The 20,980-nt window shown below is 62.4% G+C and carries 19 protein-coding genes; 5 read left to right on the top strand and 14 right to left on the bottom strand.

The window, feature by feature from the left end; genetic code table 11:
* Position 1 precedes the first annotated feature (1 nt).
* The 14 genes from accD to rsmD form a co-directional block, all read right to left on the bottom strand.
* On the bottom strand, positions 2–859 hold the full coding sequence (accD, locus tag ACXPUX_RS04860) for an acetyl-CoA carboxylase, carboxyltransferase subunit beta (protein ID WP_458830451.1): 858 nt from the start codon (positions 857–859) through the stop codon (positions 2–4).
* Between the two features lie 21 nt (positions 860–880).
* Positions 881–1,108, bottom strand: coding sequence for an acyl carrier protein (gene acpP / locus ACXPUX_RS04855; RefSeq protein WP_154265730.1), 228 nt, complete (start codon positions 1,106–1,108; stop codon positions 881–883).
* Between the two features lie 242 nt (positions 1,109–1,350).
* Entirely contained in the window at positions 1,351–2,829 is a 1,479-nt protein-coding gene (locus ACXPUX_RS04850) for a UDP-N-acetylmuramoyl-L-alanyl-D-glutamate--2,6-diaminopimelate ligase (RefSeq protein WP_458830449.1), read from the bottom strand.
* A gap of 23 nt (positions 2,830–2,852) precedes the next feature.
* Positions 2,853–4,391, bottom strand: a complete 1,539-nt coding sequence (locus tag ACXPUX_RS04845; RefSeq protein ID WP_458830447.1) for a cell division protein FtsQ/DivIB — start codon at positions 4,389–4,391, stop codon at positions 2,853–2,855.
* Between the two features lie 34 nt (positions 4,392–4,425).
* The gene (murG, locus tag ACXPUX_RS04840; RefSeq protein ID WP_458830445.1) at positions 4,426–5,553 is read right to left on the bottom strand and encodes an undecaprenyldiphospho-muramoylpentapeptide beta-N-acetylglucosaminyltransferase; all 1,128 of its coding nucleotides are present in this window, start codon (positions 5,551–5,553) and stop codon (positions 4,426–4,428) included.
* Between the two features lie 55 nt (positions 5,554–5,608).
* Positions 5,609–6,922 carry an FtsW/RodA/SpoVE family cell cycle protein gene (locus ACXPUX_RS04835; protein WP_458830443.1) on the bottom strand — a complete coding sequence of 438 codons (1,314 nt, stop codon included), beginning with the start codon at positions 6,920–6,922 and terminating at the stop codon, positions 5,609–5,611.
* 28 nt (positions 6,923–6,950) lie between these two features.
* A complete protein-coding gene (locus ACXPUX_RS04830) occupies positions 6,951–7,946 on the bottom strand; it encodes a glycosyl transferase family 4 (protein WP_458830441.1) in 996 nt (331 codons plus the stop codon).
* Between the two features lie 28 nt (positions 7,947–7,974).
* Positions 7,975–9,357, bottom strand: coding sequence for a UDP-N-acetylmuramoyl-tripeptide--D-alanyl-D-alanine ligase (locus ACXPUX_RS04825; RefSeq protein ID WP_458830439.1), 1,383 nt, complete (start codon positions 9,355–9,357; stop codon positions 7,975–7,977).
* Positions 9,358–9,463: 106 nt separating this feature from the next.
* On the bottom strand, positions 9,464–11,941 hold the full coding sequence (locus tag ACXPUX_RS04820) for a penicillin-binding transpeptidase domain-containing protein (RefSeq protein WP_458830437.1): 2,478 nt from the start codon (positions 11,939–11,941) through the stop codon (positions 9,464–9,466).
* 113 nt (positions 11,942–12,054) lie between these two features.
* On the bottom strand, positions 12,055–12,534 hold the full coding sequence (locus ACXPUX_RS04815) for a cell division protein FtsL (protein ID WP_458830435.1): 480 nt from the start codon (positions 12,532–12,534) through the stop codon (positions 12,055–12,057).
* 39 nt (positions 12,535–12,573) lie between these two features.
* Positions 12,574–13,539 (bottom strand): 16S rRNA (cytosine(1402)-N(4))-methyltransferase RsmH, encoded by a 966-nt coding sequence (gene rsmH, locus ACXPUX_RS04810; RefSeq protein WP_458830433.1) that lies wholly within the window; start codon positions 13,537–13,539, stop codon positions 12,574–12,576.
* A gap of 36 nt (positions 13,540–13,575) precedes the next feature.
* Entirely contained in the window at positions 13,576–13,995 is a 420-nt protein-coding gene (gene mraZ / locus ACXPUX_RS04805) for a division/cell wall cluster transcriptional repressor MraZ (RefSeq protein WP_249240725.1), read from the bottom strand.
* Between the two features lie 228 nt (positions 13,996–14,223).
* Positions 14,224–14,685 (bottom strand): ATP synthase subunit B family protein, encoded by a 462-nt coding sequence (locus tag ACXPUX_RS04800; RefSeq protein ID WP_005921047.1) that lies wholly within the window; start codon positions 14,683–14,685, stop codon positions 14,224–14,226.
* Entirely contained in the window at positions 14,682–15,257 is a 576-nt protein-coding gene (rsmD, locus tag ACXPUX_RS04795; RefSeq protein WP_458830430.1) for a 16S rRNA (guanine(966)-N(2))-methyltransferase RsmD, read from the bottom strand. The genes ACXPUX_RS04800 and rsmD overlap by 4 nt, the downstream gene beginning before the upstream one ends.
* A gap of 188 nt (positions 15,258–15,445) precedes the next feature.
* Between rsmD and ACXPUX_RS04790 the strand changes: the two genes are divergently transcribed.
* The 5 genes from ACXPUX_RS04790 to ACXPUX_RS04770 all read left to right on the top strand — a co-directional run bounded on the left by ACXPUX_RS04790 (position 15,446) and on the right by ACXPUX_RS04770 (position 20,925).
* Positions 15,446–16,066, top strand: coding sequence for a flavodoxin family protein (locus tag ACXPUX_RS04790; RefSeq protein WP_458830428.1), 621 nt, complete (start codon positions 15,446–15,448; stop codon positions 16,064–16,066).
* A gap of 233 nt (positions 16,067–16,299) precedes the next feature.
* Positions 16,300–18,699 (top strand): glycoside hydrolase family 2 protein, encoded by a 2,400-nt coding sequence (locus tag ACXPUX_RS04785; protein WP_458830426.1) that lies wholly within the window; start codon positions 16,300–16,302, stop codon positions 18,697–18,699.
* Positions 18,700–18,846: 147 nt separating this feature from the next.
* Positions 18,847–19,242, top strand: coding sequence for a hypothetical protein (locus tag ACXPUX_RS04780; RefSeq protein ID WP_458830424.1), 396 nt, complete (start codon positions 18,847–18,849; stop codon positions 19,240–19,242).
* A gap of 6 nt (positions 19,243–19,248) precedes the next feature.
* Entirely contained in the window at positions 19,249–20,094 is an 846-nt protein-coding gene (locus ACXPUX_RS04775) for a DUF5685 family protein (RefSeq protein WP_458830423.1), read from the top strand.
* Between the two features lie 87 nt (positions 20,095–20,181).
* Complete coding sequence (locus tag ACXPUX_RS04770) at positions 20,182–20,925, top strand: J domain-containing protein (RefSeq protein ID WP_458830421.1); 744 nt, start codon at positions 20,182–20,184, stop codon at positions 20,923–20,925.
* Positions 20,926–20,980 lie beyond the last annotated feature (55 nt).

Here is a 20,980-nt window from a genome sequence, read left to right as displayed (position 1 = left end):
CTCAGGCGTGCAGCCGCAGCAGCTGCGCCAGTGTTTCGCGCATTTCGGTACGGGGCACTACCTTGTCCACAAAGCCGTGCTCGTACTGGAACTCGCTGCGCTGGAAGCCTGCGGGCAGCTTTTCACCGATGGTCTGTTCAATGACCCGGGGGCCCGCAAAACCGATCAGCGCCCCGGGCTCTGCCAGCATAATGTCGCCAAGGCTGGCAAAGCTGGCGGTAACGCCGCCGGTGGTGGGGTGGGTCAGCACGCTGATGTACAGCCCGCCCCGGGCGGAGAACCGCTCGATGGCAGCAGAGGTCTTGGCCATCTGCATCAGGCTGAAGATGCCCTCCTGCATCCGGGCGCCGCCGCTGGCCGAAAAGATGATCAGCGGCAGGTGCTTTGCGGCGGCGTGCTCCACGGCGCGGGTGATCTTTTCGCCCACGGTGGTGCTCATGCTGCCCATAAAGAACCGGCTGTCCAGCACCGCAGCCACCACCGGGGTGCCCTCGATGCGCCCCGTGGCGGTGATCACAGCTTCCTTCAGGCCGGTCTTGCCGGTCTGCGCTTCCAGCTTTTCCGGGTAGCCGGGAAACTGCAGCACATCCTGCGGGGCAAGGTCGGCGTCCAGTTCCCGGAAGCTGCCCTTGTCAAGGACGAGGCTCAGGCGGTAGTACCCGCCGATGGGCAGGTGCACCCCGCAGTTGGGGCAGACGTACTGCGCCTTGTTCCAGATCTGGCGGGTGGCGCGGCGTCCGCACTTTTTGCATTCCACGAACTGCGGGTCGTTCCACACGGCACCCGCATCCCGCCGGGCCTTCAGCTGGAAGGTGCGCTCCCGCATGCTGCCCGGCAGCAGGTCTTTGATACTGTTCATCGCGTTTCGCCTCGGTCAGCCTCAGACATGGGCATTGATGTAGTTGAAGATATCGCCCACGGTCTTGAGGGTTGCCAGCTCCTCATCGGGGATGGACACGCCGCAGGCCTCTTCCAGTGCCATGTTCAGCTCCACAGCGTCCAGGCTATCAGCCTCCAGATCCTCGGTCAGGCTGGCCTCCATGGTCACCTTGTCCTCATCGCAGCTCAGGGTATCGACAACGATCTTCTTCATTTCCTCGAAAGTCATGGCAGTATTCTCCTTTATGTTCTATGGTTGTTTTTAATTATTTACCTAAAAGTTTTGAGGTATCGAACACGACCATTATAGCCAAGCCGTCGGATAAGTCAATGGTTTTAGTTAAATATTTTTATCTTTTACAGTTTTGTCACAGTTTGCTTCCTTTTTATATAGGGGCTCCTAAAGGGCACAAAAAGGCCGCTGCACAGTACTTTGTGCAGCGGCCTTTCCCGCAATAATAATATTTTTTCTTATTCCAGCCCGATCTGCTGGGCGTATTCTTCCAGCAATTCCCGCTCAAGGAAGGGGGTCTTGACGCCCTCGCGGTCGCGGTAGGTCTCGTGCCCCTTGCCGATGACGGCGATCAGATCGCCCTCCTGTGCGTGATCCACTGCGTAGTGCAGCGCGTCCAGACGGTCGGGGATCTCCACGAACTTTGCGTCCGGGTTGCCCTTGTTCATGCCCGTGCGGATGTCCGCAATAATGTCCTCTACCTTTTCAAAGCGGTTGTTGTCCTCGGTGAGGATGGAGAAATCGGCCATCTTGGCGCAGATCTCGCCCATGCCGTAGCGACGCAGCTTGGAGCGATTGCCGCCGCAGCCGAACACCACCACCAGACGGTGGGGCTTGTAAGCGCGCAGGGTGGTGAGCAGGCTCTCGGTGGATACCTCGTTGTGGGCGTAGTCCAGCAGGATGGTGAACTTTTTGCTGATGGGCACCAGCTCCACACGTCCCTTTACCACGCACTTGCCCAGACCGTCATGGATGGCGGCATCCGGCAGACCCAGCACCTTGCCCACGGCCAGCGCTGCCAGCGCGTTGTACACGCTGAACTCGCCGGGCATATTCACCTTGACGTCCATCTCGTCCTTGCCGGTAACGTGGAAGGCAACGCCCAGAAAATCGTGGGTGCGCAGCAGCTCGTAGCCGGTCTCGCGGTAGTCGGCCTTTTCATCGCGGCCGTAGGTCACCAGCTTGCAGGTGTGGCCCTCCAGCAGGGCGGCGGTGTTCTCGTCGTCGATATTCACCACGCCCACGTCGCAGCGCTTGAACAGCTGTCCCTTCCAGCTGCGGTACTCCTCAAAGGTCTTGTGCTCGCCGGGGCCGATATGATCCGGCGAAAGGTTGGTGAACACGCCCACATCGTAGTGCACACCCGCCACGCGATCCATCATCAGACCCTGACTGGATACCTCCATCAGCGCGGTGTCGCAGCCGGCATCCAGAAACTCCCGGAAGGTCTTTTGCAGCTCGTAGCTTTCCGGGGTGGTGTTGGCGGTGTCCTTATGGCGTCCCATATAGTAGATGCCGTTGGTGCCGATCATGCCCACCTTGCGGCCTGCGGCCTCCAGCACGCTCTTGATCATGTGGGTGGTGGTGGTCTTGCCCTTGGTGCCGGTGACGCCGATCATGGTCATCTGCCGGGCAGGGTTGCCGAAGAGGTTGGCGCTCATCAACGCCATGGCATAGCGGCTACTCTCCACCTTGACCACGGTCACCCCGGGCATGGTGGAAAGGTCGATATCGTGCTGGATGACCAGCGCGCTGACCCCCTTTGCGGCGCAGGCGGCGGCAAACGTGTGGCTATCCCGCTGGGTGCCCACGATGCACACGAACAAAAGCCCCGGGGCAGCCTTGCGGCTGTCGTAGATGATATCTGCGATCTCAGTATCCAGACTGCCCTGCACAAGGGTAAAGGGCACGCCTTCCATCAGTTGTTCCAGCTTCATACAGTCTCCTCCAAAGAGCTTCTTTACATGGGGTTTTCTTCTACGTTGGCCGTCATGCGGTCAGGGTGGGTCAGGGGCAGCTGCTCGCTGTCCGTTTCAGCCGCCGGTTCGGTGGTATCCGTGGGCGTAGCGCCCTCAGTGCTTTCCGTGCTGTCGGCGGTATCCTCGGCCTTGGGCGGCACCACATAGCCGGAGGGCAGGGTGGGCTCGCCCTGTGCAAAATAGATCTTGCGGGTGCTGCTGGCGCTGGTATGGCTGAAGTCCAGCCGCCCGGTGTCGGTGGGGCCGCAGCCCTTGCCGTCGGCGTTGGTCAGCACATAGCGGGCGCGGTCCAGCTTATAATCCAGATCGTTCAGCGTACCCAGCAGCACGCTGATGCGATCCTGATACAAAAATGCGAGTTGCTCGGTGTCTGCCACCTCCAGCCGTGTCATGTCCTGCGACAGGCCGTATTCCTCCAGCTTGCCCACCAAGGTGCGCAGCGCTTCCATGCGGGCGCTCTCGGTGCTCACCGCACTTTCGCTTTCGGCGGTCTCCGACCCGGAGGCGCTTGCCGCGTCCGCATCGTCCACGAACCAGAAGCCCTGTCCCGGGGCGGTGTCCTGCAGCTTGCCGCCGTACAGGGTGCAAAGCCCCTCGGGCTGGGTGCTTTCCTCAGACAAAATCTTCCATTTGTCCGAGATCACAAGCCACTTACTGCCGTTTTGCACCGCGTAGGCGGGCACGGCCTCGGTCACCTGCACCACCACGGTGTTGGGGTAGTCCCGGATCACCTTGATGGAGCCCAGCAGCGGGAAGTTCTGCTCCAGCACAGCGGCTTTTTCGCCGGGCTCAAAGCTGAAGATGTTCTCTTCCAGCTGCACGCCCATCCGCTGCAAAATGCTGTCTGCGGAATAGCCCGCGATCTCGGTCACCTGCTTGCCGTCCGGTGTCTGTACCTGAATGGAATTGATGCGGAACAGCATGGTCATGGTCAGGTAGATACCCGCACCAATAACGCACAGCAGCATGGCAAAGGCGGTCAGGCGGCGCAGTATCCGGCGGCGGCGCAGGGTAGCACGGGTCACCTTGCGCTTTTTGCGCATTTCCCGCCGGGCAGGGCTTTGCTGCGGGGCGGCCTGCGCCGGGCGCAGGGGCTGACCGTTGCCCGCCGGGTGCTGCCGGTTCGGGTGATTCTGCGCGTTCTGGTTTTTCCGGCTGTTCTGCCCGCTGCGGGCATTGTTTGCCGGGCGGCGCTGCTTGCCGCCGGATTTCGCGTTTTTCGGGCGGCTGCCGGAGGGGTACTGGGTGGTATTGCTCCCCTGCGCCGGGCGGCGGGTCTGGGACTGGGTCTGGGTTGGGAACTGGATGCTGTTGTCTGCCCGGGAGGCGCGCACGCTGCCGTTGGCGCTGCGGGAGGGCGGGCGGCTGAGCGGCTCGCCGTTGTAGCCGTAGCGGCTGCTGCCGGTGCTCCGGGGCGTATGATCCTGCGAAGGCGCAGAGGTGCGCGCCACATCCCGGTTCAGATCATAGGGTCTGGTGTTCCGGGGTCTGCCGTTGCGGTCACGGTTCTGCTGCATCATTCGCACCTTCTTTCCTGTTTATTCCACGTCTGCATCACGGGGTCTTTACCAGCTTGAGCAGGGCTGCAGTGATGCGGTCCAGACTGTTGTCCACCGACAGGCTGCGGGCGTTTTTGCCCATCTCGGTCAGCTTGCCGGGCTGTGCCAGCATGGCAGAAACAGTCTGCACCAGCTTTTCGCCGGTCAGGTCTTTTTCTTCGATCACCACAGCCGCCCCGGCCTTTTGCAGCTCCATGGCGTTGTAGTACTGGTGGTTCTCGGCCACGTTGGGGCTGGGGATCAGCACAGCGGCGCGTCCCACGGCTTCCAGCTCGGCCAGCGTCAGCGCACCGGCGCGGCTGATGACGAGGTCCGCCGCTGCCAGCAGCTCCGGCATATTGTTGATGTATTCCTTTACCACAAGGCTGTCACCGGGGGCAAAGTCCTTTTGCTTTTGCAGCTGCTCAAACAGCTGCACGCCGTACTGTCCGGTGGCGTGCAGGTGCAGCACCGGCTTGTGCTCGTGCTGCTCCCAAGCGCAGAGGTCTGCCACCACCTCATTCACCCGGCGCGCACCCAGGCTGCCGCCGAAGGACAGGATGACGGTGCGGTCGCCCGCACCCAGCTGTGCGCGGATGGCTTCGCGGTTCGCGGCCTGTACAAACACCTCCGGCCGCACGGGGTTGCCTACCACAAGGGTCTTGTCCGGTGCGCCCAGCTTTTCCACAGCGGCGGGCACGGCAGCAAACACGATATCCACATCCGGGGCCAGCAGCTTGTTGGTCACACCGGGAAAAGCGTTCTGCTCGTGCAAAGCGGTGTGGATGCCCATTTTGGCGGCGCAGCGCACCACCGGGCCGGACACATAGCCGCCGCAGCCGATGACGAGATCCGGCTTTACCTCCTTCATCATGGCCTTGGCCTTGGGGCCGGAGAGGGCCAGATTCCACAGGGTAATGATGTTGCGCTTGATGTTGTGCAGGCTGAGCTTGCGCTGAAACCCGGTGATCTCGATATGGTGGAAGGGGTAGCCCGCCTGTGTGACCAGACGGTACTCCATGCCCTCCTTACGGCCTGCAAAGTGGATCTCGGCGGTAGGGTTGGCTTTTTTCAGCGCACCGGCAATGGCCAGTGCGGGGTTGATATGTCCGGCGGTGCCGCCGGCTGCAATAAGAACACGCATGGTGATTCCTCCTTATAAACGCCCGGCCTGCGGCCGGGCGGGCTTGCGGTTTGTTTTACTGTTCTGTGCGGGCTGCGCGGGCAGAAGCCAGATCAATGGTCTTGCGGGCAAGCTCTGCCTCGCGCTCGGCGCGGGCGGCTTCCCGCTGGGCACGCATCTGCTCCCGCTGCTGCGCTGCCCGCTCGCCGTTGCGGCCGATATTCACCATTACGCCCATTTCTGCCAGCAGCAAGATCAGACTGGTGCCGCCGGAGGAGAAGAAGGGCAGGCTGATGCCGGTGTTGGGCAGGGTGTTGGTGACCACGGCGATATTGCAGAACACCTGCCACGCGATCTGTGCCATGATGCCGATGCCCACCATGGTGCAGTACAGGTTCTCCGCCTTATAGGCGATGAGCAGCCCCTGCACGATGAACAGCACGAACAGCACGATGATGAGCACTGCGCCAATGAAGCCCAGCTCCTCGCACACCACGCTGAAGATGAAGTCGTTGGTGCTTTCCGGCAGCCAGAGCTGCTTTTCCACGCTGTTGCCCAGCCCCAGCCCTTTCAGCCCGCCGGAGCCGATGGCGTAAAGGCTCTGCACGGTCTGGTCGGTCATCTTGCTCAGATCCTGTGTCCAGCCGTCCAGACGCTTTTGCAGGTAGGGGATGGAGTCCACATGGGAGAGCAGCGTTTCCAGCATGGCACCTGCCGTGATGGCACCCGCCCATGTCAGCACACCGCCGCTGCCGGACAGCAGCAGGATGGTGCCCACCACCGCCACCGTCAGCACGATGCCGGACATGTGCGGCTCCAGCGCCAGCAGGATGACCACCGGTATAAGGGGCAGCACCGGCACCACCAGCTGCTTCCACACCCGCACCCGCAGCCACTCCCGGGGGGTAAGCAGGATGCGGCGCTCCGGGTCCAGCCGCTCCACCTGCGGCGCTTTTGCCGCAAGATGGGAGCTGAACAGGATCATTTCAAACTTTGCCACCTCCGAGGATTGCAGCGTAAGCCCGCCGAAGCGGATCCAGCGGCGGCAGCCGTTCAGAGGGGCCATGGTCAGGGTGACGGCCAGCATGGCCAGCACGATGATGTAGCCCGGCACCACCATCTTGCGCAAAAAGCGGTGATCCATATAGCTCATCAGGAACATACAGCCCAGTCCGATCATCATGCACAGCACCTGCTGCTTGATGTAGTGGAAGCTGTCGCCCATGCGCAGGTAGCCCGTGGTGTAGCTGGCGCTGAACAGCATCACCAGCCCAAAGATCATAATAACGGCCAGCGTAGCCAGCCAGTCGATCAGCAGCCGGGACCATGGGCCCGGGTCTCGCTGGAACACCGGCACCGGCGCTCTGTGTTTTTTGCGGATAGTCGCCATCTGCGCTCCCTTCCCTCTCTGTGCCCGGTCAGCACCAGCGCAGCAGCGCCAGCGCCAGCACATAGCCGACAGCGCTCAGCGCAAAGCTGCAAAGGAACACTATCTCCGGGCTCATTTTATGTTTTTTTACCCAGCAGCGCAAGGGCTTGCCGGTGCGTTTTGCACCCAGAAGCTGCGCTGCCAAAAGACCGCCCGCCGCCCAGAAGGGCAGCGCCAGCAGCACGGTCAGGCTGGTCATATCCAGACTGAGCGGGATGCAGCCGATGGCACCCGCCGCCAGCAGACTGCCGCAGCAGCCCACCCCCAGCCTTGCCGGGGGGAACGCCCACAGCCCCAACGCCACCAGCGCCCCGGCCAGCGCGGCGGGCAGCACCGCCAGCCCAGGCACGCCCAGACCGGCCTCTGCCATCATCAGCGCCAGCATGGCCACAAAGGCCGCACCGCACACCGTACCCTCGTCCCGTTCGGCGATACGGGCACACTCGGCCAGCGCCACCATGAGCACCGCCCATAAAAGGGGCACGGCGCTGCCCAGCAGCACATACCCCGCACCGGGCACACCCAGCCCCCGGGGCAGACAGCCCGCTGCCCGCAGCAGCAAAAGAACGAACGCCGCGGCCAGTGCTTCCAGCAAAAGGCGCACATCCCGCCGCAGCCCCAGCGCCGCCGGGCTGCGCATCCGGGCAAGGTCCTCTGCAAGACCCACTGCCCCAAAGGCAAGGCTTCCGGCCAGTGCCGTGAGCAGCCGTGTCATCAGCCGGCCCTCGCTGCCCAGCAGCTCCGGCTGGCCTACGCAGGCGGCAAGCCAGCCCACGCCCACCGCAGTCACCGTGCCCGCCGCCGCACACAGCCCGCCCCACAGCGGGGCGCGCAGGGGTGCAGGCCGGGGCTGCTCAGACTGCACCGGCTGCTGTTGTTGTTCGCGGCGTTCCAGCACCCGCCGCAGCGGCACAAACAGGCTGCACAGGGCTGCCGTAAGGGCAAAGCCCAGCACCACCGCCGCTGCCAAGGCGAAACGCTCCATAAATCAGACACTCCATTTCGCCAAATAGTTATACTTCCGCTTCTTTATGCTCTTCGTAGAAGATATCCAGCACTTTTTCCAGTGCCATGCCGTGGCTGGCCTTTACCAGAATGGCATCGCCGGGCTGCACCCGGCTCAGCAGGGCATCGGCGGCCTCGCGGTAGCTGTCCGCGTGCAGGGTTTCTACCCCCTTGGCCGCAGCTACCACAGCGGTGCGCTTGGCCTGCTCGCCGTAGGTGATCAGGCAGTACAACCCGCTCTCGGCGGCAAGACGTCCCAGCTCCTCGTGGGCCTCGCGGCTCAGCTCGCCCAGCTCCAGCATATCGCCCAGCAGGGCAAAGCGGCGCTTGCAGGGGAAATCCTTGAACATCGCCAGTGCAGCCTTCATGCTGTCCGGGTTTGCGTTGTAGCAGTCCTCGATGACGGTCACGCCGTTGCTGTCCACCACCTTCTGGCGGCGGCCGGTCTGCTCAAAGTTGGAAAGGCCCCGGATGACCCTCTTGGCGTCGCAGCCCAGACGGGTGGCGGCGCAGTAGGCGGCCAAGGCGTTTGCCACATTGTGGCGTCCCATGGCGGGGATATTCACCACAAAGGTGCCGTGCTCCTGATCCTCCAGCACAAAGCTCATGCCGTCAGTCTCCTGCCGGATGGACAGGGCGCAGACGTCTGCGTTTTCATCGCTCAGGCTGAACCACACCGGGTGCACATGGGCGGGGAGCACTGCCTTGCGCAGGAAGGGGTCATCGTAGTTCAGCACCAGCGGTGCGCCCTCCGGCAGACCGTTACAGATCTCCAGCTTTGCCTTGCAGATATTCTCCTGACTGCCCAGATTGCCGATATGAGACACGCCGATGCAGGTAATGATGCCCACATCCGGCCGTGCTGCCCGCGCCAGACGGTCGATCTCGCCCGCGTGGCTCATGCCCATCTCAATGACCGCATACTCAGTGCTGCTTTCCAGCCGCATCAGAGTGCGGGGCATTCCCAGCTCGTTGTTCTGGTTGCCCTCGGTCTTGATGGTCTCACCAAAGCCGCTCAGGGCGGCGTAGGTCATCTGCTTGGTGGTGGTCTTGCCCACGCTGCCGGTCACGCCCACCATTTTGGGGTGGTACTGGCTGCGGTAGTTTGCGCCCATCACCATCATGGCGTGGTAGCTGTCCGGGCAAAGGATGGCCTTTTCCTCCGGCACACCGGGTACGGGATGGTTGACCACCACATACGCCGCGCCCTGCTCCAGCGCACGGGCGGCGAAATCATGGCCGTCGAACCGCTCGCCGGGGAAGGCCACAAAAATGCAGCCGGGCTTTACCTCGCGGCTATCGGTGGTGACCAGCTCCACCTCCGGGTCACTGGTCAGTTTTCCGGCAGGCACCAGCCCTGCCAGAAGCTTGCTTGCATGGATCTTTTCCATTGTTCTATCCCCTCTCGTTCTATTGAATGCTGCACCCTCATCCGTCACTGCCTTGCGGCAGTGCTTTATGCTGAAAGCTCTGGTCAAGGATGCCGAAAAAGCTGTTTTACCCACAGGTCAGGGTGATGATGGTGCCGCGCTGCACGCTGGAGCCGGGCTCGGCGCTTTGCGCCTGCACCGTGCCGCTGCCTTCCACCACGCAGTTCAGCCCGGCGGCGCTCAGCATCTGGCGGGCAAAGTCCGGGCTCTTGCCGGTCACATCCGGCACCTCGGTGCGGCTGCCCTCGTAGGTATCGGTATACAGGTAGATGGTGGTGCCGTAGGGCACCTTGCTCCCCGCGTGGGGGTACTGGTAGGTGACCGGGGCAGCGGACTGGCTGCTCTGGCTCTCCTGCAATTGATGCTTCAAGCCCTGAATGTTCAGGCTCACCTGTGCGTTGCTCCACTCGGTGCCCACAAGGTTCGGCACAGTAACGATGGTGCCGCTGCGGTCCTCGCCGTCGGTGGCGATGCCCAGATAGGGGGCTACCTCGCTGATGATATTGCCCGCCACAGGGGCTGCAAGGATGGAGGAATAGTCCGTCCGGGCGTTGTTGGGGTCGTCCAGCATGACGTAGACGAGGATCTCCGGGTCGTTGGCGGGCAGCACCGCCACGAAGGAGGCCACCTTTTTATAGTCGCCGTCGGCGCGGCGGTGCATATTCAGCTGCTCGGAAGTGCCGGACTTGCCGCCGATGCGGTAGCCGGACACATAGGCATTTTTGCCGCCGCCGGTGCCGTTGCCCACCTCGTACTCCATCATCTCCCGGATGACCTCGCTGGCGCTCTGGCTGATGACCTGACGGCGCACGTTTGCGCCTAGTTCCTGAATGACGTTGCCGTTGGCATCGGTGATCTTATCCACCACATGGGGGGTAACCAGATACCCGCCGTTGACGGTAGCCGCAATGGCGGTGCACATCTGCAGCGGGGTGATGGCCATGGCCTGACCGAAGGAGGAGGAGGCCAGCTGCACCTCGCCCAGCTGGTCGGCGCGGTAGTACTGCATAAAGTTGGTCTCGCTGGGCAGGTCTACACCGGTGCGGGCGGTAAAGCCGAAGGCATCGAAGTAGTTATAGAACTGCTGCGAGCCGACACGCTGCCCCAGCTGGATGTGGTAGATGTTGCAGCTCTTGCGCAGCGCCTCGGCCATATTAAGCAGACCGTGCACCTTGCGCCCTGCGCAGTGGTAGGTCTCCTTGGCCACACCGTAAGCGCCGGAGCAGGTAAAGGTGGTGTTCATGGTCGCCACGCCGGAGTCGATGCCCATGGCAGAGGTGATGACCTTGAACACAGAGCCCGGGTAGTACAGCTCGGTGATGGTCTTGTTCTTCCACAGGATATCCCGGTAGTAGCCGGAATAGTCCGCTTCCTCGTCCAGAATTTTGTTGCCCAGCTCATCGGTGATGTAGTTGCCGTCGGCGTCCTTTTTATAGATGCCGTAAAGCTCCGGCTCTGCGTGCACCAGCTCGTTGAGGTAAGCCTCGTTGGCGGTGTAGTTCAGCGGGTCGTTGGGGTCAAAGTCCGGCTTGGAAGCCATGGCAAGGATGGCACCGGTCTTGACGTTCATCACAATGGCGCAGCCGCGGTTTTCCACCGTATTGGCTGCAATGGCTTCGTTCAGGTACCGCTCCGCGATCTCCTGCACGTTCACATCCAGCGACAGCACCAGATTGGAGCCGTCCTTGGCGGCAAAGGTGGTGGCGTTGGCGTCCGCAATGGCGTTGCCCACCGCGTTGCGCTGGGTGATGGTGCGGCCATCCACACCGGCCAAGGTGGACTGGTAGGATTTTTCCAGTCCGTAGGCGCCGACGCCGTCCGCATCCGTAAAGCCCAGCACCGCTGCGGCAAAGGCACCGTAGGGGTAGTTGCGCTGGAAGCTCTTTTCCGAGGACACTGAGATGCGTCCCTTGCGGGAGGTGTCGGTGGCCTTTTTGTGCGCCTTGTTGAAGTTGGTGACGTATTTTTCAATGGAAAGCTTCACCGCGTTGTTCACCTTGGTGGCAAGGGTAACGTAGGCAGAATCCAGCCGGGAAAGCGCATCGTAAACGGTCTGGTACTGCTGCTGGTACTCTGCCGAGGAGGTGTCCACGCTGTCCATGCTTTCGCCGTCCCCGGAGAGCAGACGCAGGGTCAGCTCCCGGCTCACCTCGGCGCACATGGCGGGGTCCAGCGTTTTGGTCACGGTGTCGTCATCGTTGGTCTTGCTGGTATAAAGGATGCTGCTGTAACTGGGGTCTGCCCAGATGGTCCACACCACGCTGGTGGAGGCAAGGGTAATGCCGGAGGCATCGTAGATCTCGCCCCGGGTGGCCTTGATGGTGGTATCCAGCAGCTGCTGCTGGGCGGCGTACTGGCGGTACTCCGCCCCGTGGACGATCTGGATCTTATACAGGCTGCGGATGACGATGGCGGCCGCCACCACCACCGCAAGGATGCCCAGACGGCTGCAAAGCCGCCGCACCCGGCTGTCCAGCCGATCCCGTCCGGTGGCCGGACGCAGGCGGTAGCCCCTGCTTTTTTTGTTACGGAAAGGTTCTTGCATTGGTTCTCTCCTGCGGGGCGTGCACTGCATTCCGCACGCCCTGCGCTGTTATTTGTTCAGACTGCGGTGTCCATAAACCGAAAAAAGCGTGCGCTGCCGCACGCTTTCTCCGTTTATCTCACGGTGCCCAGAATGTTCACCGCGCCGGTGTACAAAAAGTCGGTCCATTGCCGCACGGTGGATTCCCGGCGCACCAGTTCACCACTTTCGCCCAGGCGGATGTAGGTGATCTGGCTGGGGTCTACCTTCATCAGACCCAGCCGCCCTGCGGTCTCCTCCACGCTGGCAATGTTGGTCTTGCTGTTCAGAGTGCTGTTGTAGTAGGTATACTGGCTCTGCTCGCTGACCAGACGTGCCTTTGCGGATTGGATCTGGTCGTTCAGCTCCACCAGCTGTGCCTCGCTCCACAGCAGACTGATGGCAAAGCCCACCAGCAGTGCTGCCGCCACCAGATTCATGGCGTTATGTACGGCGGCCTGCAGCGGGTTCAACCGCCGCTTGCCGCCCTTTGCTACCCGCAGGTTTGCTTTGCGCTGCGGCTGCGGTGCCCTGCGGCGGCGCACCGCGTTATGATCATATGCTGGCTGACCCATGTTTTCTCTCCTCCTCACAATGCCGGTGCTTCCGGCATCTCAGCATTTTTCCAGTACACGCAGGTGGGCGGAACGGCTGCGCCGATTCTCCTCCAGCTCCTGCGTATCAGCTTCAATGGGTTTGCGGGTGATAAGCTTTGCCTTTGCCTTGCCGCCGCATACACACACCGGAAACTCCGGCGGGCAGGTGCAGGCCGTGAACCAGCGGCGGAACTTGTTCTTGACCAGCCGGTCCTCCAGAGAGTGGAAGGTGATCACGCACAACCGGCCGCCCGGTGCAAGGTGATCAAAAATGGTATCCAAGCCCTCTTCCAGCGCGTCCAGTTCGTGGTTCACTGCAATGCGCAGCGCCTGAAAGGTGCGGCGGGAGGGGTTCTTGTTTTTGCGGCGCTCTGCTGGGGGCATGGCGCTTGCTACGATATCTGCCAGCTGCAGGGTGGTCAGGATGGGGGCAGCTTCCCGCGATTCCACGATCTTTCCTGCGATCTGCCATGCGTAGGGCTCCTCGCCGTAGTCCCGCAGGATGCGGGCCAGTTCCTCGCGGCTTTCGGTGTTCACAAGGTCTGCGGCGGTCTCGCCCTGCTGGCTCATGCGCATATCCAGCGGTGCGTCTGCCCGGTAGGAAAAGCCCCGGGCGGCATCGTCCAGCTGGTGGCTGGAAACGCCAAGATCCAGCAGTGCACCGTTGATTTTTTCAATGCCCAGCTGCTCCAGCGCCTGTCCCGCATAGCGGAAGTTGATCTGCACCACGGTAGCAGGCAGCCCGGCCAGACGGGAGCGCGCGGTCTGCACCGCGTCCGGGTCCTGATCCAGCGAGATGAGCCTGCCGCCCTTGGCGGCGTCCAGCCGCAAAGCGATCTGGCGGGAATGTCCCGCGCCGCCGACGGTGCCGTCCAGATAGGTGCCTGCCGGATCGATGGCAAGCCCCGTCAGGCACTCGTTCAGCAAAACAGGGATATGCTCAAACGAGGCCGGGTCAAAGGGCTGCTGTTCTTCAAAGGCCATTGGCACGGCCTCCTTTCTCGGTTTTAGTTTTTTGCATCAGAGGTGCAGCTTGCGCAGCCGCTCGGCGCGCTGGTCGTTGGTCACGGCGGCGCGGCGGGCGTTCCAGACCTCGGTGGCCCAGATCTCGGCGTGGTTGCGGTTGCCGATGATGGTCACGTCCTTTTCCAGCCCGGCGTAGGCGCGCAGCTCTGCGGGCAGCAGGATGCGCCCCTGCTTGTCCGGCGCCACCTCGCAGGCGGTGCTGAACAGGTCGCCGGAAATGGCCCAGCTGTCCATCAGCTCGTCGCTTTCCAGCTTGTCCGCCAGCCGCTGGACTTCCTCCATGGGCAGTGCGAACAGGCAGTTGTCCACCCATTCCAGTACCACAAAGCTCTCGCCCATGGCATCCCGGAATTTTGCGGGGAAATTCAGCCGCCCCTTGGCGTCGATGGTGTAATCATAACGGCCAAAAAACACGCGCCGCTCCCCCTTTCAGGGGCGTTTACAGGGCGTGTGCCCTACTTTTACCCACTTTGCCCCACTGATACATCTTTATTGTAGCAAATCAAGTTCGTGAATGCAAGGGTTTTCGGGCGGCTTTTTGCCGCAAAAATCCACAAAAAAAGTCCCTGTGAGCCGTCATTTTTGCTCGCAGGGACTGTGTTTTCCGCAATGTGTGGAATTTGTGTGGAAAGTTGGTTGTTATCAGCCGTTTTTCTTGGCGTTCTGGCGCAGGCTGTTACGGATGTTTTTGACCTGTGCGGCGTTTTCCACCATGGTGTCCTCGGTGGTGCGCAGCATATTCTCGCAGTAGTCGGTCACGGTCTGGCGCAGGGTGCGCGCCTCGGTCTGGGCTGCGGAGGTGATCTCAGAAGCGCGCTGCTGGGCGGCCTTGACGATCTCGGCATCGCTGACCAGAATGCGGGCGCGCTCCTCGGCCTTTTTCACAATGGCCTGTGCCTGTGCGTTGGCGCTGTCCACGATCTGCGCCCGGTCGTTCACGATCTGCTGCGCCTGCCGCAGCTCGCCGGGCAGAGCCGCCCGCACCTCGTCCAGATAATCCCGGATCTGTTCCACATCCACGATGCGCTTGCCGCCGGAAAGGGGCACATTTGCGCTCTCCTCCAGTGCATCCTCAATGGTATCCAAAAGCTCGTTCACGTTCATAAGGCTTCTCCCTCCTGCTCAGCGGCGGGCTGCATGGGCTTTGTGTACTTCCACAGCAGCACCTTGCCGTATTTATACTGTTTTTGCAGGGTCAGACTGTCCGCCTGCGCGGGCAGCACGATGCCTGTTTCGCTCTCGCACAGCACGATGCCGCCGGGGGCAACGCACTTTTCCACGGCAGGCAGGATCTTTTCCAGCGTACCGCCGCGGAAGGGCGGGTCCAGCAGCACCAGATCGAACTGCTCCCGGCAGGCCGACAAGAACCGCGCAGCCTCGCCGATATTCACCCGGCTGCGGTCGAACACGCCGCAGGCCTTGCAGTTGCGCATCACGATGCTTACGGCCTCCCGGTTCTCGTCCAGAAAGACGCACCGGGCCGCACCCCGGCTCAGCGCCTCAATGCCCAGCTGGCCGCTGCCGGCATACAGATCCAGCACCCGTGCCCCGGGCAGGTCGAACTGTACGATGCTGAACATCGCCTCCTTTACCTGCGAGAGGGTGGGGCGGGTCACATCGGTGCCGGGCAGTGCTTCCAGCCTGCGGCCCCGGGCTTCTCCTGCGATCACGCGCATGATGTTACCTCCTTGCCGTAGCTGCCGCCCCCGCGGCAGCCGGTTTGAACTCTTTCGTATCTTTTATTATCTCCCAACTGCATAGCATTGTCAAGAGCCCGCATTGCGCTGCGGACGGCTTTGCGCTACAATCATGGCAGCAATATTGCACATTTTACGGCGCATTTCAGCAAAGGAGAGTATACAGCATGAAAGTTCTGCTCATCAACGGCAGCCCCCACGAGAAGGGCTGCACCTACACCGCCCTTTCCCTTATTGCCGGGGAGCTGAAGGCACAGGGCATCGACACTGAGATTTTGCACGTCGGCGGTCAGCCCGTGGGCGGCTGCATCGGCTGCGGCGGCTGCCGCAGCGGCAGCGGGTGCGTGTTCGGCGGCGTGGTCAACGAGGCCATCGAGAAGGCAAAGACCGCCGACGCCTTTGTGTTCGGCAGCCCGGTGCACTACGCCTCTGCTGCGGGTAATATGGCCAGCTTTATGGACCGTCTGGCCTACGCGGGCGGCAAGTATCTGGCCTACAAGCCCGCCGCCATCTGCTGCTCTGCCCGCCGCGCCGGTACCACCTCCACCCTTGACCAGCTGGTCAAGTACCCCCAGTTCTTCCACATGCCGCTGGTCAACGGTTCCTACTGGGCCATGGTCCACGGCTCCAACCCCGAGCAGGTATTGCAGGACGCCGAGGGCTGCGCCGTGATGCAGGAGCTTGGCCGCAACATGGCATGGCTGCTGCACTGCATCGAGGCTGGTAAGGCTGCCGGTATCGACCACCCGCAGAACCCGCCCCGCCCCATGACCAGCTTTATCCGCTGAGATAAAAATAAATTTTGGAGCACCGGAACGCCGCTGGCGTTCCGGTGCTCCATTTTCATGGGCAGATTTATACAATTTTTCCAAGCATTTCTTGGGCAACCTGCCACCGGCAGCTTTCGCGCACTACAAAATTTCTGCTGAACCGGCACAAAAGGGGGCGCGAATGCTTTTTTCGTTCATAACTTTGTGATACCATACCTCTATAAGCTTATCACTCAGACGGAGATCCTGCTATGGAACACTACGATTGGAACGAGGGCTGGCTGTTTGCCCCCACATTCGACCCGGCGCTGGTGCGCCCGGAGTGCCCGGAGCTTTCCCTTACCCCGGTGCGGCTGCCCCACACGGTCAAGCCGCTGCCTTATAACTATTGCAGCGAGAACGACTACCAGCGCCTGTGCGGCTACCGGCGGGAGTTTTTTGCGCCCAAGGAGTGGCTGGGCCGCACTGTGCTGCTTACCTTTGGGGCGGTGGCGCACGACGCCACCGTATTCTGCAACGGGCGGCGGGTGTTCCACCATGGCTGCGGCTACACCGCCTTTACGGTAGACCTGACCGGCGCGCTGCAGCTGGGGCAGAAGAACGTGGTGGCTGTGCGCTGCGACAGCCGGGAGGATCTGAACATCCCGCCCTTCGGCGGGCAGCTGGATGCGCTGACCTACGGCGGCATCTACCGCGCCGTCAGTCTGGATATCAAGGAGCCCGCCTACCTGCGGGATGTGTTCATCGAGGCAAGGGCCGAGGGCAATTTCCGCATCTACACCGCCACCGTGGGCGAGACCATCGGCTGCACCCTGCAGGCCGAGATCCGCAGCCCCGCCGGGAGCCGCGCGGTGTACAGCGGTGAGCTTTCGCTGCCCATCACCGGCACGCTGAACAATGTGCACCCGTGGAGCCTGGAGCACCCCACCCTGTACACCCTGACCGTGCGGCTCATCCGCCCCGGCACCGGCGGTCTGCCCGACCGGGTGCTGGACGAAAAAACGGTGCGGTTCGGCTTCCGTACCGTGCAGTTCGTGGCAGGCGGGCTGTACCTGAACGGCCAGCGGGTGGAGCTGCGCGGCCTTGACCGGCACCAGAGCTACCCCTATCAGGGCTACGCCATGCCGGACAGCATCCAGCGGCTGGACGCCCAGCTGCTGAAAAAGGAGCTGGGCTGCAACGCCGTGCGCACCTGCTATGCGCCCCCCAGCCCGGCGTTTCTGGACGCCTGCGACGAGCTGGGTCTGCTGGTGTTCCCCGAGATGCCCGGCTGGCAGCACATCGGCGACGAGGTGTGGCAGGCGCAGGCGCTGCAAAACTGCCGGGAGATGGTGTGCCAGTACCGCAATCATCCCAGCATCTTTTTGTGGGGTGCCCGCATCTGCGGCAGCCCCGACAACGAAGCTTTTTACAAGCGCACCAACGAAGCCATCCACCGGCTGGACCCCACCCGCCCCACGGCGGGCAGCCGCAGCACCCGCAAAAGCCAGCTGCTGGAGGACGTTTACGCCTACAACGATTATTCCTACGCCGGGCGCGGCGCGGGCTGCGAGAACCGCGCCGCCGTGACCCCCGACACCCGCAAGGGCTACCTTATCAGCGAGTTCGGCGGACAGAACTTTCCCGCCAAGCCCTTTGACGACGAACCCCACCGTCTGGTGCAGGCGCTGCACCACGCCGCCGTGCTGAACGACAGCATCGCCCAGCCGGGCGTGGCGGGCAGCTTTGGCTGGTGCATGACCGACTACAACACCCACCGGGAGTTCGGCAGCGGCGACCGCATCTGCTACCACGGCGTGATGGACCTGTTCCGCAATCCGAAACTCTCCGCCGCCGTCTACGCCAGCCAGAAAACGCCCCGCGCCCCCTCCGACATCGTGCTGGAGGTCTCCTCTGCCATGACGCTGGGCGACCTGCCCGGCGGCGCAGCAGCCGCCTGCTGGGTGTTCACCAACGCCGAGAGCGTGCGGCTGTACCGCGGCAATGACTTTGTGGCCGAGTTTACCCCCGACCGCCGAGGACGCTTTGCCGCCCTGCCCCACCCGCCCATCGAGATCAACGATTTTGTGGGCTCCCTGCTGGAAAAATACGAGGGCATGGATCACGCCACCGCCGTGCAGGCTGCCGCCATCCTCAACGAGCTGCGGCGGGACGCCATGGCGCTTTCGCCCCTGTCCAAGGCGCGGATGCTCTCGCTGCGGCTGAGCTGGAACGAGCTGCTGCGGATGTACTACAAGTACATCGGTGTGCTGGGCAGCTCCGCGCCGGTGTACCGGTTCGAGGCGGTGTGGCATGGCCGCGCCGTGCGCACCGTGGTGCGGGAGCCGGTGCAGAGCGTCCGGCTGGAGTGCACCGTGCATAACCCCCTGCTGACCGATGGCCCCACATGGGACTGCGCTGCGGTCAGCCTGCGTGCCATCGACCAGAACGGCAACCTGCTGTCCTACTGCGGCGAGGCCGTCTGCCTGTCCGTGGAGGGGCCGCTGAAAATTCTGGGCCCCAGCGTGGTGCCTCTGCGGGGCGGCATGGCGGGCACCTACCTTGCAACCACCGGCGAGGCCGGACGCGCCGTGCTGCACTGCCGCATGGAGGGCGCGCTGGACACGGAGGCCGTGCTCACTGTGCGCAGCCGGGAGGAGCAGAACGTTTAATTTTCGTCCTTTCATGATAGATTTGCAGTCTGTTCAAAATTTTATCATGGTTGGCTGATATTCTAGAAGTACAAAGTATTCCGCAGGGCGGCGCTGCTGCCCTGCGTTTCCGTGTGTAAAGCCCCAGAGAAGAGGATGCGAAAACCTATGAGAGAAAAATTCCGTCAATTCATGATCGGGCGCTACGGCACCGATGGCCTGAACCAGTTTTTGAGCATGAGTTCCATCGTGATGCTGCTGGTATCGCTGCTTACCCGCGTTTCCCTGTTCACATGGCTGGGCGCGGCGCTGCTGATCCTGTGCTACTACCGCAGCCTGAGCCGCAACATCTCCAAGCGCACCGAGGAGAACTACCGCTTTTACAGCCTGAAGGATCGGTTCAGCAACAAGTTCCGCAGCCTGAAGGAGCAGTGGGCCAACCGCAAGCTGTATCACTACTACCGCTGCCCCCAGTGCCGCCAGAAGCTGCGTGTGCCCCGGGGACGCGGACGCATCCAGATCTCCTGCCCCCGCTGCGGCACCCAGTTCATCAAAAAGAGCTGAGCCGCCATGTTTGGATATGTGATACCGGATCGGGCCAGCCTCAGCCCGGAAGCGCAGAGCCGCTACCGCTCGGCCTACTGCGGGCTGTGCCGCCGCATCGACGCTTTGCACGGGCTGCGGGGACGGTTCAGCCTGAGCTATGACCTGACCTTTTTGAACATTCTGCTGTGCAGCTTGTACGAGGGCGAGACCCCCGCAGACAGCGGCATCAGCCGCTGCCCCATCCACCCGGTACACGGTGTACTTTGGCGCAGTGCCGACCCCACCGACTACTGCGCCGACCTGAGCGTGGCGCTGCACTACTACAACGCGCAGGACAAATGGCAGGATGACCGCAATCTGCTGGCGCTGGGGTACAGCGCCCTGCTGGACAACAGCACCGCCGAAGCAGCCCTGCGCTGGCCGCGCCAGTGCAATGCGATCCGCGCGTGTCTCGCCAAGCTTGCCGAGTACGAGGCCGCCGGCAGCACCGACCTTGACGCGGTGTCCGGCTGCTTCGGCACCCTGATGGCGGAACTGTTCGACTACCGGCAGGACCGCTGGGCGCCGGAGCTGCGCAGCATCGGCTTCCATCTGGGCAAGTTCATCTACCTGCTGGACGCCTACGATGACCTGCCCCGCGACAAGCGCCGGGACGCGTACAACCCCCTGCGGGAGCTGAGCACCCACCCGGACTACGAGGAAGAGATGCTGGACATCTTTGAGCTGCTGCTGGCACGCTGCGCGCAGAACTTTGAGCGTCTGCCCTGCGTGGAGGACGCAGACCTGCTGCGCAACATCCTGTATTCCGGCGTGTGGCTGAAATACAACTGCAAAAACGCAAAACGCACCGGAAAGCCCGATGCGTCTTGATTTTGTGCTGATGTTCCGGTAAAATAAAACGGATATGGTGCAGCGATGCTGTACCGTCAGTATAATGAGTGAGGAAGTATACCGAGCATGAGAGATCCCTATGAGGTGCTGGGCGTTCAGCGCGGCGCAAGCGACGACGAGATCAAAAAAGCATACCGCGCCAAGTGCAAGCGCTGGCACCCGGATTTGAACCCCAACGACCCCACGGCCGAGGAGCACTTCAAGGAGGTGCAGGCCGCCTACGATGCCATTACCAAGGGCGACACCGGCCCCCAGATGGGCGGCAACCCCTACGGCGGTTACCAGCAGCAAAGCTATAACCGGCAAGGCTATGGGCAGCAGGGCTACGGCCAGCAGAACTACGGCTACACCGGTTTTGATGGGTTTGAGGGCTTCGACCCCTTTGGCTTTGGTTTTGGCTTTGGCGGCTATCAGCAGGCCGGGCCCAGTGTTTCCGGTACGGATACCCCGGAGATGCAGGCCGCCCGCAACTTTGTGGCCAATGGCCGCTACGCCGAAGCGCGCCGCGTACTGGACGGCATGACCGGCCGCAACGCGCGGTGGTACTATCTCTCCTCGCTGGCCAATCAGGGTCTGGGCAAAAGTGTAGACGCCCTGCAGGACGCCCGCCGCGCCGTGCAGCTGGACCCGAACAACACCGAGTACCAGATGCACCTGCGCCGGATGCAGAACCCCGGCCAGACCTACCGCACCCAGACCACCTACGCCCAGCCCGGCGGGCTTTTGCGCTGGTGCTGGAGCATGATTTTGCTGAACCTGCTGTGCAACTGCTGCTGCGGCGGCTGGGGCTTCCGTGGGTTCCGTATGTGATATGATTTTATACAAAAAGGCTGCTGCACGCACGGTGCAGCAGCCTTTTTCTGTT

The organism is Faecalibacterium sp. PGM34, assembly GCF_054456555.1.
The sequence above is the reverse complement of the archived record's forward strand: the minus strand, read 5'-3'. Positions and strand labels throughout refer to the sequence as shown.

What these genes read in the sequence shown, in the direction of transcription:
- ACXPUX_RS04820 (WP_458830437.1), bottom strand. Translation starts at nt 11,941, where the DNA reads ATGCAAGAACCTTTCCGTAACAAAAAAAGCAGGGGCTACCGCCTGCGT.
- accD (WP_458830451.1), bottom strand. Translation starts at nt 859, where the DNA reads ATGAACAGTATCAAAGACCTGCTGCCGGGCAGCATGCGGGAGCGCACC.
- ACXPUX_RS04845 (WP_458830447.1), bottom strand. Translation starts at nt 4,391, where the DNA reads ATGATGCAGCAGAACCGTGACCGCAACGGCAGACCCCGGAACACCAGA.
- ACXPUX_RS04835 (WP_458830443.1), bottom strand. Translation starts at nt 6,922, where the DNA reads ATGGCGACTATCCGCAAAAAACACAGAGCGCCGGTGCCGGTGTTCCAG.
- ACXPUX_RS04825 (WP_458830439.1), bottom strand. Translation starts at nt 9,357, where the DNA reads ATGGAAAAGATCCATGCAAGCAAGCTTCTGGCAGGGCTGGTGCCTGCC.
- ACXPUX_RS04770 (WP_458830421.1), top strand. Translation starts at nt 20,182, where the DNA reads ATGAGAGATCCCTATGAGGTGCTGGGCGTTCAGCGCGGCGCAAGCGAC.
- acpP (WP_154265730.1), bottom strand. Translation starts at nt 1,108, where the DNA reads ATGACTTTCGAGGAAATGAAGAAGATCGTTGTCGATACCCTGAGCTGC.
- ACXPUX_RS04830 (WP_458830441.1), bottom strand. Translation starts at nt 7,946, where the DNA reads ATGGAGCGTTTCGCCTTGGCAGCGGCGGTGGTGCTGGGCTTTGCCCTT.
- ACXPUX_RS04850 (WP_458830449.1), bottom strand. Translation starts at nt 2,829, where the DNA reads ATGAAGCTGGAACAACTGATGGAAGGCGTGCCCTTTACCCTTGTGCAG.
- ACXPUX_RS04775 (WP_458830423.1), top strand. Translation starts at nt 19,249, where the DNA reads ATGTTTGGATATGTGATACCGGATCGGGCCAGCCTCAGCCCGGAAGCG.
- murG (WP_458830445.1), bottom strand. Translation starts at nt 5,553, where the DNA reads ATGCGTGTTCTTATTGCAGCCGGCGGCACCGCCGGACATATCAACCCC.
- ACXPUX_RS04790 (WP_458830428.1), top strand. Translation starts at nt 15,446, where the DNA reads ATGAAAGTTCTGCTCATCAACGGCAGCCCCCACGAGAAGGGCTGCACC.
- rsmH (WP_458830433.1), bottom strand. Translation starts at nt 13,539, where the DNA reads ATGGCCTTTGAAGAACAGCAGCCCTTTGACCCGGCCTCGTTTGAGCAT.
- ACXPUX_RS04785 (WP_458830426.1), top strand. Translation starts at nt 16,300, where the DNA reads ATGGAACACTACGATTGGAACGAGGGCTGGCTGTTTGCCCCCACATTC.
- ACXPUX_RS04780 (WP_458830424.1), top strand. Translation starts at nt 18,847, where the DNA reads ATGAGAGAAAAATTCCGTCAATTCATGATCGGGCGCTACGGCACCGAT.
- ACXPUX_RS04815 (WP_458830435.1), bottom strand. Translation starts at nt 12,534, where the DNA reads ATGGGTCAGCCAGCATATGATCATAACGCGGTGCGCCGCCGCAGGGCA.
- ACXPUX_RS04800 (WP_005921047.1), bottom strand. Translation starts at nt 14,685, where the DNA reads ATGAACGTGAACGAGCTTTTGGATACCATTGAGGATGCACTGGAGGAG.
- rsmD (WP_458830430.1), bottom strand. Translation starts at nt 15,257, where the DNA reads ATGCGCGTGATCGCAGGAGAAGCCCGGGGCCGCAGGCTGGAAGCACTG.